Source organism: Thioalkalivibrio sp. ALE31 (genome assembly GCF_000377405.1).
Taxonomy (GTDB): Bacteria; Pseudomonadota; Gammaproteobacteria; order Ectothiorhodospirales; family Ectothiorhodospiraceae; genus Thioalkalivibrio.
This window is the reverse complement of the sequence record NZ_KB905021.1, coordinates 21,734-34,002: the sequence shown is the minus strand read 5'-3', so window position 1 is coordinate 34,002 and position 12,269 is coordinate 21,734. Positions and strand designations below refer to the sequence as shown.

At 69.2% G+C, this 12,269-nt stretch carries 10 protein-coding genes; 5 read left to right on the top strand and 5 right to left on the bottom strand.

Annotated elements, in window-relative coordinates:
• Window positions 1–20: 20 nt before the first annotated feature.
• A complete protein-coding gene (locus tag D103_RS0103580; protein WP_018867157.1) occupies window positions 21–356 on the bottom strand; it encodes a helix-turn-helix transcriptional regulator in 336 nt (111 codons plus the stop codon).
• A gap of 73 nt (window positions 357–429) precedes the next feature.
• Here D103_RS0103580 and D103_RS0103575 point away from each other — a divergent pair, with 73 nt between their 5' ends.
• From D103_RS0103575 to D103_RS0103565, 3 genes are all read left to right on the top strand, one after another.
• The gene (locus D103_RS0103575) at window positions 430–1,611 is read left to right on the top strand and encodes a murein hydrolase activator EnvC (RefSeq protein WP_018875852.1); all 1,182 of its coding nucleotides are present in this window, start codon (window positions 430–432) and stop codon (window positions 1,609–1,611) included.
• 120 nt (window positions 1,612–1,731) lie between these two features.
• Window positions 1,732–3,009, top strand: coding sequence for a S41 family peptidase (locus tag D103_RS0103570; RefSeq protein ID WP_018867159.1), 1,278 nt, complete (start codon window positions 1,732–1,734; stop codon window positions 3,007–3,009).
• A 31-nt stretch (window positions 3,010–3,040) separates the two neighbouring features.
• A complete protein-coding gene (locus tag D103_RS0103565; RefSeq protein WP_018875851.1) occupies window positions 3,041–3,583 on the top strand; it encodes a DJ-1 family glyoxalase III in 543 nt (180 codons plus the stop codon).
• Window positions 3,584–3,831: 248 nt separating this feature from the next.
• On the opposite strand, the gene recG is transcribed toward D103_RS0103565, so the two are convergent.
• On the bottom strand, window positions 3,832–5,946 hold the full coding sequence (gene recG, locus D103_RS0103560) for an ATP-dependent DNA helicase RecG (protein WP_081618358.1): 2,115 nt from the start codon (window positions 5,944–5,946) through the stop codon (window positions 3,832–3,834).
• Entirely contained in the window at window positions 5,918–6,307 is a 390-nt protein-coding gene (locus D103_RS0103555) for a RidA family protein (protein WP_018867162.1), read from the bottom strand. The genes recG and D103_RS0103555 overlap by 29 nt, the downstream gene beginning before the upstream one ends.
• Before the next feature lie 150 nt (window positions 6,308–6,457).
• Between D103_RS0103555 and D103_RS0103550 the strand changes: the two genes are divergently transcribed.
• Window positions 6,458–6,925, top strand: coding sequence for a CopD family protein (locus tag D103_RS0103550; protein ID WP_018875849.1), 468 nt, complete (start codon window positions 6,458–6,460; stop codon window positions 6,923–6,925).
• Here the strand turns inward: D103_RS0103550 and D103_RS13370 are convergent.
• Entirely contained in the window at window positions 6,922–7,449 is a 528-nt protein-coding gene (locus D103_RS13370) for a DUF3293 domain-containing protein (RefSeq protein WP_038028240.1), read from the bottom strand. The two genes, D103_RS0103550 and D103_RS13370, sit on opposite strands and share 4 nt — an antisense overlap.
• Before the next feature lie 158 nt (window positions 7,450–7,607).
• On the opposite strand from D103_RS13370, the gene D103_RS0103540 reads away from it, so the two are divergent.
• The gene (locus tag D103_RS0103540) at window positions 7,608–9,338 is read left to right on the top strand and encodes a diguanylate cyclase domain-containing protein (protein WP_018867165.1); all 1,731 of its coding nucleotides are present in this window, start codon (window positions 7,608–7,610) and stop codon (window positions 9,336–9,338) included.
• A 7-nt stretch (window positions 9,339–9,345) separates the two neighbouring features.
• Here D103_RS0103540 and D103_RS0103535 read toward each other — a convergent pair whose 3' ends face one another.
• A complete protein-coding gene (locus tag D103_RS0103535) occupies window positions 9,346–12,222 on the bottom strand; it encodes an EAL domain-containing protein (RefSeq protein WP_018875847.1) in 2,877 nt (958 codons plus the stop codon).
• Window positions 12,223–12,269: the final 47 nt, after the last annotated feature.

Below are 12,269 nucleotides of genomic sequence, written 5' to 3'. Positions count from 1 at the left end.
CCGGATCGGAGGGGTGATTGTCAGGAACTGCAGAAAACGTCCTGCATCATACCGATCAGGCGCAGGGTCCGGGAGTCCCCCACGCGGTAGTAGACCCGGTTGGCATCCTTGCGCGTGGCGAGGATGCCCTTGTCGCGCAGGATGCCCAGGTGCTGCGAGATGTTGCTCTGCGAGGTCCCGACCTGGTCGACGATTTCCTGTACGCTGATTTCGCGATCGCCGAGAATGCAGAGGATCTTCAGGCGCAGCGGGTGGGACATGGCCTTGAGCGAGCGCGAGGCCCGTTCGATATCCTCGTCCTGGGACATCAGGCCGTCTTCGACGGACAGATCGTCTTCAACCGTTTCGTGGCTCACGGCATACCTCTCTTGCGAGCGAGGGAAATCCTCGCAACCGGGTCAGAATATAAGAACCTAAACGTACCCCGATATGCGAATCTGCGCAATCCTGAGTCATCCATATGGCCTCCGTGCCCCGTTCTGGTGCGCGGTACTGGCCGGTCTGCTGCTGGCCCCGGGGGCCCTGGCGCTGGAACCCGAGGCCGAACTGCGCGAGACCCGCGAGGCGATCCAGGACCTGGAACGCACCCAGGAGGAGCGCTACGCGGCCTTGCAGGAACTGGAGGCCCTGCTGGCGGATGCCGCGCGCGGGACCGAGGACTCGCGCCGCGAGTTGCGCGAGCTGGCGCAGGCGCGTTCGCGCCAGGAGGCGGTCGTCGCCGACCAGGAGGCGCGGGTGGAAGAGGCCCGGGAGCACCTGGAGACGGAACGCCGCGCGGCGGCCCGGCTGGTGCGCGACCAGTGGCAGCGCGAACGCCACGTCGGGCGCCTGAACGGTCAGGGCGGGGACGATCGCCATCAGGTGGCGTTCGCCGTGCGTATCCGCGAGGCCCGGGAGCAGGCGCTGGAGTCGTTGCGCGACCGGATCGAGGGGCTGGAGGCGGAGCGCGAGGCCCTGGCGCGGGAACGCGCGGTCCTGGCGGAACAGGAGGAACAGGCGCGCGCCGCGGTCGCGGACCTGGAACGCGAAGAGGCGCGCCAGCGCCAGGCCATGGCGGAACTGGAGGCGGCCATCGAGGACGAGGCGCTGGAGCTGGAACGCCTGCAGCGCAACGCGGAGACGCTGGAGGCAGTGATCGAGGAGGTCGAGGCGCGCAGCGCAGCGCGCGCCGAGGCCCCCGGGGACTCCGCCCCCGCGCAACTCGACGTGGCCTTCGCCGAGCTGCAGGGCGAACTCCCGCGGCCGGCCGACGGCCGGGTGATCCGCAGCTTCAATGATTCCCGTGGCAGCCGCCTGCGCTCGCGCTGGCGCGGCACGGTGCTGGAGGTCGAGAACGGCGCGGCGGTGCGTGCGGTGCACTACGGGCAGGTGGTCTACGCCGACTGGATGCAGGGCTACGGGTTCCTGGTGATCGTGGATCACGGCGAGCGCTACCTGACGCTGTACTCCAATGTGGAGGAGATCCTGGTGGCAGAAGGCGCAACGGTGGGCGCCGGCGAGCAGCTGGCCGTGGCCGGCGCGGGCAGCGAGGCGATCGCGCCCGGACTCTACTTCGAGATCCGGCATAACGGCGGACCATTGAACCCCGAGGGCTGGTGGCCCTCTCAGTAGACAGAGAGAAGTGAGACCGGGGTCCGGCAAAAGGCGGATGGAGCGCCTGCATTCAGGCGCCCATCACATTGCCGGTGCTACCATCCTCACACTGATCACCTCACGTAACGAGGAAAGGTAATGAGCAAGTCTTGTCGCACCGGATACGCCCTGATCGTCGGACTGGTCGTCGGGGTCATGCTGAGTGTCTCGGTGGCCGTCTACGCCGACCGCGACAATGGCGCGCAATCCGCCCTGCCGGTGGAGGATCTGCAGCGCTTCACCGACGTGTATATGCGCATCAAGCGCAATTACGTCACCGAGGTCGACGACAAGGACCTGCTGGACAACGCGATCCAGGGGATGCTGTCCGGTCTGGACCAGCACTCGGCCTACCTGGACGAACAGGACTTCGAGGACATGCAGGTCGGCACCTCCGGCGAGTTCGGTGGCCTGGGGATCGAGGTGGGCATGGAAGACGGGTTCGTCAAGGTCATCGCGCCGATCGACGACACCCCCGCCAGCCGTGCCGGGATCGAGGCCGGTGATCTGATTATCCGCCTGGACGGCGAGTCGGTGAAGGGCATGTCGCTGTCCGACGCGGTCGCCAAGATGCGCGGCGAGAAAGGGTCGGACATCACCCTGACCGTGCTGCGCGATGGTGAGGACCGGCCGATGGAGATCACCATCACCCGGGATGTGATCCAGGTGCAGAGCGTGCGCTCCGAGATCCTGGAGGACGGATTTGGCTATGTGCGCATCAGCAACTTCCAGCAGCGCACCGCGCGCGATCTCGTGCGGGCGGTCGAGGACCTGCAGGAGCAGGGCGAGCTGAAGGGTCTGGTGCTGGACCTGCGCAACAACCCGGGCGGCATCCTGAACGGGGCCGTGGGAGTCTCGGACGCGTTCCTCGAGGACGGCCTCATCGTCTACACCGAGGGCCGTCTGGAGGACTCGCAGTTCCGTTACCAGGCCTCGCCGGGCGACGTGCTCAAGGGCGCGCCGATGGTGGTGCTGGTCAATCGCGGTTCGGCCTCGGCTTCGGAGATCGTGGCGGGCGCGCTTCAGGACCACAAGCGGGCCGTCGTCATGGGCCAGAACACCTTCGGCAAGGGCTCGGTACAGACCATCCTGCCGCTGACCCAGAACACCGGGATCAAGCTGACCACCGCGCGCTACTTCACGCCCGAGGGTCGCGCGATCAACGAGGACGGGATCGAGCCGGACATCCGCCTGCAGCAACTGGTGGTGCAGCGCAGTGACAGCGAGAACGGCGGCGCCCGCATGGGCCGGGACGGTCTGCCGGAGTCGGTGGACGCGGATGACGAGGACAATGGCGAGGCCCTGGCCGAGCGCGACTACGGCCTGAGCGAGGCGCTGAACCTGCTGAAGGGCCTGAACTTCTACAACCGCCGCTGAGCGCGGCGGGGTCGCGATCGACGGAGAACCGATGCCGAACGTACTGGTGCCCCTGGCTGCCGGGGCCGAGGAACTGGAGGCAGTCACCATCATCGACCTGCTGCGCCGCGCGCAATTCGAGGTCACCGTGGCCGGGCTGGAGCCCGGGCCGGTGACCTGCTCGCGGGGGACGGTCATCCAGCCGGATACCACCCTGGACCAGGTGCTGGATGCGGCCTTTGACCTGATCGTCCTGCCGGGTGGCCTGCCGGGGGCCAATCACCTTCGCGACGATGCCCGGGTGCAGGGGCTCCTGCGGGCGCAGGCCGAGCGCGACGGCTACCTGGCGGCGGTTTGCGCCGGACCCAAGGCGCTGGCCGAGGCCGGCCTGCTGGAAGGCCGGCGCGTGACGGCCTTCACCGGCGCGCTGGATGACGCCGGGATCCCGTCCACCGGCGCCCCGGTGGAGGTGGACGGCCGCCTGATCACGGGCCGCGGCCCGGGCGCCGCGATGGACTTCGCCCTGACCCTGATCGAACAGCTCGCCGGCCGCGATGCCCGCAACGCCGTCGAGGGCCCGCTCCTGAGGCCCTGAGGGATGTTTCGACCACGAAGCGCACGAAGGCACGAAGAAGGTCAAGGGCATTTCACCACAGAGGGCACGGAGGACACGGAGAAAAGAAGATCATTCAAGGATGCCGGGATCTGCATCCCAGTCGATGCACCGATCATTGACGGTGCTCCGCAATCCTGATGTTTCTCTGTGTCCTCCGTGCCCTCCGTGGTTCAAACCGCTCTTGAAGTTGGCCTCCTTCGTGCCTTCGTGCGCTTCGTGGTGAATTCCTACCCCACGGTGGCGTAGCGGGTGGCGCTGCCCAGCCAGCGTTCGATCAGGGCGCCGGCGCGGGCTGGGTCGTTCTCGATTCGTGCGGCCAGTGTGGTGGCCTCGTCCAGCAGGTCCTGGTCGCGGGTCCAGTCGGCGACGCGGAAGCTGCGATCGCCGGTCTGGCGCGTGCCCAGCAGTTCTCCCGGCCCCCGCAGTTTCAGGTCCACCTCGGCGATCTCGAAGCCGTCGTCGGTGCGGCGCATCGCCTCCAGGCGCTCGCGCGCGGTCTCGCCCAGTGGCGGGCGGTAGAGCAGTACGCAGGCGGAGGCGGTATTGCCGCGCCCGACCCGGCCGCGCAGCTGGTGCAGCTGCGAGAGCCCCATGCGCTCGGCGTTCTCGATAATCATCAGGCTCGCGTTGGGTACGTCCACGCCGACCTCGATGACCGTGGTGGCGACCAGCAGGTCGATCGCCCCCGCGCGAAAGCGCTCCATCACCGCGTCGCGCTCGGGGCCCTTCATGCGTCCGTGGGCCAGGCCGATGGTCAGTTCCGGCAGCGCCTCGCGCAGGCGTTCGGCGGTGGCCTCCGCGGATTCCGCCTCCAGTTGTTCCGACTCCTCCACCAGCGGGCAGACCCAGTAGGCCTGGGTGCCGGAGCCGCAGGCGGCGCGGATGCGCTCGATGACCTCGTCGCGGCGCTCGTGGCTGATCAGCGCGGTGCGTACCGGCGTGCGCCCGGGCGGGCGCTCGTCGATCACCGAGCTGGCGAGTTCCGCATACAGGGCCATGGCCAGGGTGCGCGGGATGGGCGTGGCGGTCATGATCAGCTGGTGCGGCATGTACCCGTTGCCCTTGTCGCGCAGGGCCATGCGCTGGTGCACGCCGAAGCGGTGCTGCTCGTCGATGATCGCAAGCCCCAGGTGGTGAAAGCGGACCTCCTCCTGGAACAGGGCGTGGGTCCCGATGGCGACCTGCCGCTGGCCCGCGGCCAGTTCGGCGAGCAGCTGGCCGCGTTCGCTCGCGGTCTGGCGTCCGCCCAGCCAGGCGATCGCGATCCCCAGCGGTTCCAGCCACTGGGCGAGGTTGCGCCCGTGCTGGCGCGCCAGCAGCTCCGTGGGGGCCATGAAGGCGACCTGGAAGCCGGCCTCCACCGCGGCCAGTGCGGCCGCGACTGCCACCAGGGTCTTGCCCGAGCCCACATCCCCCTGCACCAGCCGGTTCATCGGTTGCGGTCGCGCCAGGTCGGCGAAGATCTCGGCGGTCACGCGTTCCTGCGCGCCGGTCGGCGCGAACGGAAGCTGTTCGCGAAGTTGCTGCCACAGCGCCCCGGGCGGCTGGATGACCGGGGCGCCGCGCGCGTCCTGTGGGGTCCGGCTTTGCTGCATGCGTGCGAGCTGGTGGGCGCACAGCTCCTCCAGCGCCAGGCGGGTGCGCGCCGGGCTGCGGTTCTCCGCGGTATCCAGTTCGCCCAGGGCATCGGCCCGCGCCGGGGGATGGTGCAGCTGTTCCAGTGCGGCGTGCAGCCCGGGCAGGCCCTGGCGGGACAGCTCCGGCAGCAGATCGGGCAGGGCCTGCATGCCCGGCAGGGCGTGTGCGACCAGCTGGCGGAGCAGCTTCTGCGAGATGCCCTCGGTGGTCGGGTAGATCGGGGTCAGGTGCGATTCCAGCGCGGGCGGGGTACCCCCCACGGTCTGGAGCTCCGGGTGCACGCATTCCAGCGCCCCGGGCAGGCCGCGCGGCTCGCCGAAGGCGCGGATGCGCGTGCCGGGTCCCAGGCGCCGTTGCTGGTTGGCGCCGAAGTGGAAGAAGCGCAGCAGGATCTGTGCCTGGTCGTCGGCCAGGGTGACCACCAGCATGCGCCGGCGGCGGTGCACCACCTCGGCATGGGTGACGCGGCCCTCGAACAGCGCGGCCAGGCCCGGGCGCAGCGCGGCGATCGGGGTCAGCCGGGTGCGGTCCTCGAAGCGCAGGGGCAGGTGGAACAGCAGGTCCCCGGCCTGTACCAGGCCCAGGCGTTCCAGGCGCTCGGCCACCGCCGGGCCGACGCCCTTCAGGGTGGTCAGCGGGGCCTGCAGGTCCACCGACGGGGCTCGCGTCGGCTGCTCAGCCGCGCGGGCACCAGGCGATGGCATCCATCTCCACCTGGGCGCCCTTGGGCAGGGCGGCCACGCCGATCGCGGCGCGTGCCGGGTAGGGCTCGCCGAAGACCTCGCCCATGATTTCGTTGACTAGCGGGAAGTGGGTCAGGTCGGTCAGGAAGATGTTCAGCTTGGCGATGTCCGCGGTGCTCGCGCCCGCGGCCTCCAGGACGGCCTGGAGATTGGCGAATACCTGGCGGATCTGGTCCTCGATGCCGCCGCCCACCAGTTCCATGGTGGCCGGATCCAGCGGGATCTGGCCCGACAGGTACAGGGTGTCGCCGGCGCGCACGGCCTGGGAATAGGGGCCAATGGCGGCCGGGGCGTTATCGGTCTGGATGATCTCGCGGGACATGCGGGCTCCTTGTTCGGCCGGATAGATTGTCGCGGATGGCGCCATTCTACTGATCCGGACGCTCGTGTGGGGTGTCCGCGGACTCGGCAGACCGGGGCGCGGACGGATACACTGCGCGGCACACGGACAACGACACAGAGGAAGCAGGCAATGACGGGATACGCACTGGCGAATGTGCTGCATGTACTGGCGGTGGTGATCTGGGTGGGCGGCATGTTCTTCGCCTACATGTTCCTGCGCCCGGTGGCGGGGCAGCAGCTCGAGGGCATGCCCCGGCTGAAGCTCTGGGAGGGCGTGTTCGCCCGTTTCTTCCCGTGGGTCTGGGCCTCGGTGCTGGTGATCCTGGCGACCGGCTTCTACATGATCTTCGGCGTGTTCGGCGGCATGGGCGACGTCCACCCCAGCGTGCATACCATGCTGCTGCTGGGTCTGATCATGATGGCGATCTTCGCCCATGTGTTCTTCGCGCCGTTTCGCCGCATGCGCCAGGCCATTGCCGCGGATGACGCCCAGGAAGGCCTGCGCCGCCTGGGGCAGATCCGCATCCTGGTCGGGATCAATACCCTGATCGGCCTGGCGACGATCGTGGTCGCCTCGGGCGGGCGCCTGCCGCTCTAATCTGCATCCCCTGGCGGGGGCACAGGACGCCCGGTCCGTCCGGCCCTCCAGACCAGTCGTGGCGGTGCGGGCGGCTCCAGCAGCACGGCGGCGTTCTGGCCGAATGTCTCCAGCCAGCGCGCGAGCAGGTGTTCGGGCAGGTCCGCGATCGCCAGGCCCGGCTCGTCCGGCCAGTGGCCCAGGGGATCGCGGTTGCAGGCCGGCCAGGCGCGCAGGCCCTGTTCCGTCACGGCTCGCTCCAACCGCTGCTGGCGTTGCTGGTTTTCTTCCTCGGTGAGCGGCTGGCTGCCCGGGTTGCAGGCGGTCAGCACGACGAGGCGGTGGGTGCCATGCCCCGCCATCCAGGCCGCCACCTCATCGGCCGCTCGGTCGATGCGCAGCACCCATGAACCGTCCGCGGTCTCCACGCAGTACCGCGCCTTGCGGTAGGCCTGTTCCAGTTCAGCCCGTCGCGATCTGGTTGGGGCGCATTCCGCGCGCCCCGGGGCGGGGTCGGCAGCGTCAGCGCTTGTATTGGTGGACATCTCGCGGCACCCTCGCGGCTGGATCGTGCAGATGCGATCGATCAAACAGGGGGAACGGGATGCGCGTCAAGGATGCGACAGCGGTTTGCGGGGTTTCGCCGGCAACCGGCCTGCGTGCGTATGGGGCGTGGCCCGTATCCTTGGTGGCTTGAGCAGCCATGCCCTCGCGTCCTGTCGTCCCCGGTCTGACCAGTGCCTTTGTCGTGGTGCTGTTGCTGGTCGCGGTAGTCGCCATGGCCAGCTGGCTGCGCGTGCAGCAACTGCAGTACGACGTCCAGGCCCTGACCGAGGAATACGTGCAGAAGGTGGATCGCGTGCACCGCATGCGCAGTCTGGTACGCGAGCGCATGCTGCGCGCCTCGCTGGTCATCAGCGCCGAGGATCCGGCCCTGCAGGACCGCTACCAGCGGGAGTTTCGCGAACTGGCCGAACGTTTTCTGGAGGCCCGCGCGGGCGCCGAGCTGCTGGCCCGGACCCCGCGCGATGCCGCGTTGCTGGCGGAGCTGCGCGAGCTGACCGCGACCGGGGCTCCGATCCTGTCCGAACTCGTGGACATCGCCCTCGCCGGTGGGCGCAACGAGGCGCTGGCCATCCTCTACGCGGATGCGATGCCGGTGCAGGAGGAAGTCCTGGAGCAGATGGAAGCCATCCTGCAGGCCTTCGAGCATGACAACGAGGAGGCGGTGGCCGCCATGGCCCGGCGTCACGAGCAGGCGCAGCAGATCACGCTGATCGCCACCGGCATCACGGTCCTGATCATGCTGCTGATGTGGGTGCGCGTGCGCCGGCGGATCTGGCGCGATCATGCCGCGTTGCGCCAGGAGCTGGAGAGCCGCCAGCAGGTCGAGGCTCGTCTGCGCGAGACGCAGGCCGGGCTGGAGGCCGCCGTGGCCCGGCGCACCGCGGCGTTGCAGGAGACCACCGAGCGCCTGGAAGAGGCGCAGCGGATCGCCGGGGCGGGCTACTGGGACTGGGATATCCGGGGTCAGCGCATGAACTGGTCGTCGCATGTCTTCGAACTGTTCGGTCTCGATCCGCGCACCGAGAGTGCGGGTTTCGAGGCGTACATGCGCGCCATCCACCCGGATGATCGCACCCGCGTGCGGCGCGCGACCAACGAGGCCCTGGACCGCGAGAATTTCTACCGGGTGGATCACCGGGTCGTGCGCCGGGACGGCGGGGTCCGCCATGTCCGGGTGGAGGGCGAGATCGACCGTGATGCCGAGGGGCGGGCCGTGCAGGTGCTGGGCATGGTGCGCGACATCACCCGCGACAAGGCCTCGGAGGAGCGCCTGTGGCATCAGGCCCACCACGACTCCCTGACCGGCCTGCCCAACCGCAGCCTGTTGCAGGAGCATCTGCAGCAGGCCCTGCGCCGGGCCCAGCGGACGGGCACCGGGCTGGCCCTGGTGGTCTGCGATCTCGACGGCTTCAAGCCGATCAATGACCGCCTGGGGCATGATGCCGGGGACGTGATGCTGGTGACCGTGGCGCGGCGCCTGCGCGAGGGGGTGCGGGAGAGCGATGTGGTCGCCCGCGTGGGTGGCGACGAGTTCGTGCTGCTGCTGGAGAATGTCCGTGATCCCGATGCCGTCACCGGTGTCGGCCTCAAGCTGATCGAGCGCTTCGAGGAACCGGTGGAGGTGAACCGCGAAGCGGTGTACGTGGGCCTCAGCATGGGGGCGGCGCTCTATCCCGGGGACGGCGACGACGCGGAGACCCTGCTGCAGCGTGCCGACCGCGCCATGTATCTGGCCAAGGAAGAGGGTGGCAGCCGTATCGTGCTGTACCACGAGTGTCCCGAGGCGGCGGTGCGCGCAACCGATCTGGCGCTGCGCCGGCGGGGCGCCCTGGGGTGCGGGCTGGAGGACCCGTCCGCGCGCGACTGAACCGGTGCTATTGCCGCAGCCGGGCGGTGAAGGCCTCCTCGGCGAGGGGCTCGCTGAACAGGAACCCCTGAAAGCGCGTGCAGCCCAGCGCCAGTAGCTGGTCCCGCTGCTCGGCGTGTTCCACGCCCTCGGCGATCACGTCCAGCTCCATGTTGCGGGCGATGTCCACGATGTTCTCGATCAGGGTCCGGTCGCCACCGGCCAGCAGCCCCTGCACGAAGGACTTGTCGATCTTCAGTTCGTCCACCGGCAGGTCGCGCAGATAGGCCAGCGACGAGTACCCGGTGCCGAAGTCATCCAGCGCGATGCGCACGCCGAGGGTCTGCAGCGCGCCCAGCTTGGCGATCGCATCCGGCAGGTCGCGCAGCAGTCCGGATTCCGTGACCTCCAGGGTCACGGTGCGGGCGTCAACCCCGTGGTGGCGCAGGCGGGCCTGGAACTGGTCGACGAAATCGGGGCGCGAGAGTTGCCACGGTGACAGGTTCAGGGCCAGGCGCGGCGGGCGCAGCCCCGCCTGCTGCCACTGCGACAGGCGTTCCAGGGCATGGTCCAGGACCCAGTTGCCGATGCCATGGATCAGGCCGGTCTCCTCCGCGACCGGGATGAACAGGTCCGGCGCAACCGCACCCAGCTCCGGATGCCGCCAGCGCAGCAGGGCCTCGGCGCCGATCAGGCGTTCGGCGGCATCGAGCTGGGGCTGGTAGTGCAGGTCCAGCTGGCCGCGCTCCACCGCCTGGCGCAGACCGTCCTCGATCTGCAGGCGGGCATGGGCCTCGTCCTGCAGCGCATGGCGGTAGAACTGCACGCCGCCGCGCCCGGCTCGCTTGGCCTGGTACAGGGCGATATCGGCGTGGCGCAGGGCATCGGCCGAGCTCTCGCCGGCATCCGGATAGCATACGCAGCCCAGGCTGGCCCCGACCCCGAAGGTGCGCTCGCCGATCACGATGGGTCGCTGCAGGGCCTCGAGGATGCGCTCGGCGATGGCGTGCAGGTCGGACTCGAGTGCCTCGCGGGCCCCGTCGCGGGGCGGCAGCACCACGGCGAACTCGTCGCCCCCCAGGCGGACGATCAGCGCGCTCTCCGGGGCATGGGCCCGCAGGCGTTCGGCGACCGCGCCCAGCACGGTGTCGCCCACTGCGTGGCCGAGGGCATCGTTGATGGTCTTGAAGTGATCCAGGTCGATCAGGATCAGGCCACCGTGCAGGTCCCCCACGACGGCCTTCTCGATATGCCGGGTCAGGTCGTCGTGCAGGCGGGTGCGGTTGGCCAGCCCGGTCAGGGCGTCGTGGTAGGCCAGCGCGTGGATGTGCTCCTCGGTATGCAGCCGCTCCAGTTCCGCGCCCGCACGGTCGGCCATGATCCCGAGGATCTCCATCGCCTTGTCGACATCCTCGACCGGATGGCGGTTGACCATCGCGATATGCCCGAGCAGCGTCCCCTGGCTGTCCAGCAACGGGGCGCCGAGGTAGCTCTCGGCATCCATCTCCACCAGCATTGCATCCTCCGGGAAACGCTGCTGCACGTCGCAGGGATAGATACAGGTGCCGATCTCCAGCACGCGTTCGCAGGGTGTCTCGGCGAGGTCGTAGCGCAGGTTGTCGACGATCCGGCCTCGGGCGCACAGGGCGACGGTCTCGACGACGCCGGGGTGCTCCGGGTCTTCCATGCCGATCAGGGCATAGTCGGCATCGAACAGGTTGCTCAGCTTGAGCACCAGCTGCTGGAAGAACTCCTCGCGCGAGCGTGCCTGCAGGCCCTCGGCGATCAGGCGCAGGGCATCCTCGCTGCGGTGCGCGGCGGTCACATCCTCCTGCATCACGATGACGTCCTGCACCTCGCCCTGCGTATCCTGCAACGGGTAGATACAGCCCCGTAGCCAGCGCTCCCCGGGCGGGCCGGCGGGGCCTTCCCCGGTCCCGGTGTCGGCAGGCGCCGGCGGGGTGTAGGCCAGCGGGCCGATCTCGCGGTAGTGCCCGCGCACGGCATCCGCGAGCGGTTCCAGGAGCTTCTGGTCGATCGGATCCGGGCGCTCGAGGACGTTCCCGCCCGGGCGGGAGGCGTCGCTGCCATGCATGCGTTCCCAGGCGGCATTGGTCTGGCGGATCTCGCCTTCCGGCGTGAGCACCTGGATGCCGATGGGGGACTGCTCGACCAGCGCGCGGAAGCGACTCTCGGAGTCGCGCAGGCGTTCGCCAGTCTCGCGGTTCAGCACCAGGCTCATCATCACCACCATCACCACGTAGCCGAACGGTGCGAGCTGCGGCATCTCCAGCACGCCGGCACGGGCGAGCACGCCCTGAGTGGTGAACAGTACGAAGACCCCGATCCCGCCCAGCAGGAGCAGGGTGGTGGCCTGGCGGTGGCGGCGGTAATGCCGGATCAACGTGACCAGCGCGAAGCCGAACACCAGAAAGACCGCGAGGACGCCGAAGCCGAACCAGGGACTGATCGTGCCCACGGCCAGGGCCACGTTCTCGCCCCAGGGCAGCTCGAGGATGCGCAACTCCTCGATGTGGCGGTACTGCATGCTGTAGGGCTGCAGGGTGTTGACCACCCACGTGATGCCCAGCAGTACCAGCAGTCCGGTCATCAGGCCGCGTGCGGGCGTCCGCGTATGGGCCGCGACGAAGGCGGCGAACAGGACGTAGAACGGGGCCAGCAGGTAGATGTTGAGGGTAAGGGCGCGGGTGTAGGCCGCGACGCTGTCGGCCTGGTAGGTCTGGGCCGATCCGATGGCGACCACCACCATCAGGGCGCACATCGTGGCGAACAGGCGGTGCTCGGTGCGCCGCGCGCTCTGGCGGCTGTGCAGCAGGTGGCTCAGACTGGCGTAGGCGGCCAGGCCGGCGGCCAGATAGAGCGACGGCACCAGGACCCCGTTCATCGATGTCCCTTTGCGGTTTCCGCGCGTCGTAACATCCCTTTACTCCC

What these genes read in the sequence shown, in the direction of transcription:
- D103_RS0103575 (WP_018875852.1), top strand. Translation starts at nt 430, where the DNA reads ATGCGAATCTGCGCAATCCTGAGTCATCCATATGGCCTCCGTGCCCCG.
- D103_RS0103570 (WP_018867159.1), top strand. Translation starts at nt 1,732, where the DNA reads ATGAGCAAGTCTTGTCGCACCGGATACGCCCTGATCGTCGGACTGGTC.
- D103_RS0103565 (WP_018875851.1), top strand. Translation starts at nt 3,041, where the DNA reads ATGCCGAACGTACTGGTGCCCCTGGCTGCCGGGGCCGAGGAACTGGAG.
- recG (WP_081618358.1), bottom strand. Translation starts at nt 5,946, where the DNA reads ATGCCATCGCCTGGTGCCCGCGCGGCTGAGCAGCCGACGCGAGCCCCG.
- D103_RS0103555 (WP_018867162.1), bottom strand. Translation starts at nt 6,307, where the DNA reads ATGTCCCGCGAGATCATCCAGACCGATAACGCCCCGGCCGCCATTGGC.
- D103_RS0103550 (WP_018875849.1), top strand. Translation starts at nt 6,458, where the DNA reads ATGACGGGATACGCACTGGCGAATGTGCTGCATGTACTGGCGGTGGTG.
- D103_RS13370 (WP_038028240.1), bottom strand. Translation starts at nt 7,449, where the DNA reads ATGTCCACCAATACAAGCGCTGACGCTGCCGACCCCGCCCCGGGGCGC.
- D103_RS0103540 (WP_018867165.1), top strand. Translation starts at nt 7,608, where the DNA reads ATGCCCTCGCGTCCTGTCGTCCCCGGTCTGACCAGTGCCTTTGTCGTG.
- D103_RS0103535 (WP_018875847.1), bottom strand. Translation starts at nt 12,222, where the DNA reads ATGAACGGGGTCCTGGTGCCGTCGCTCTATCTGGCCGCCGGCCTGGCC.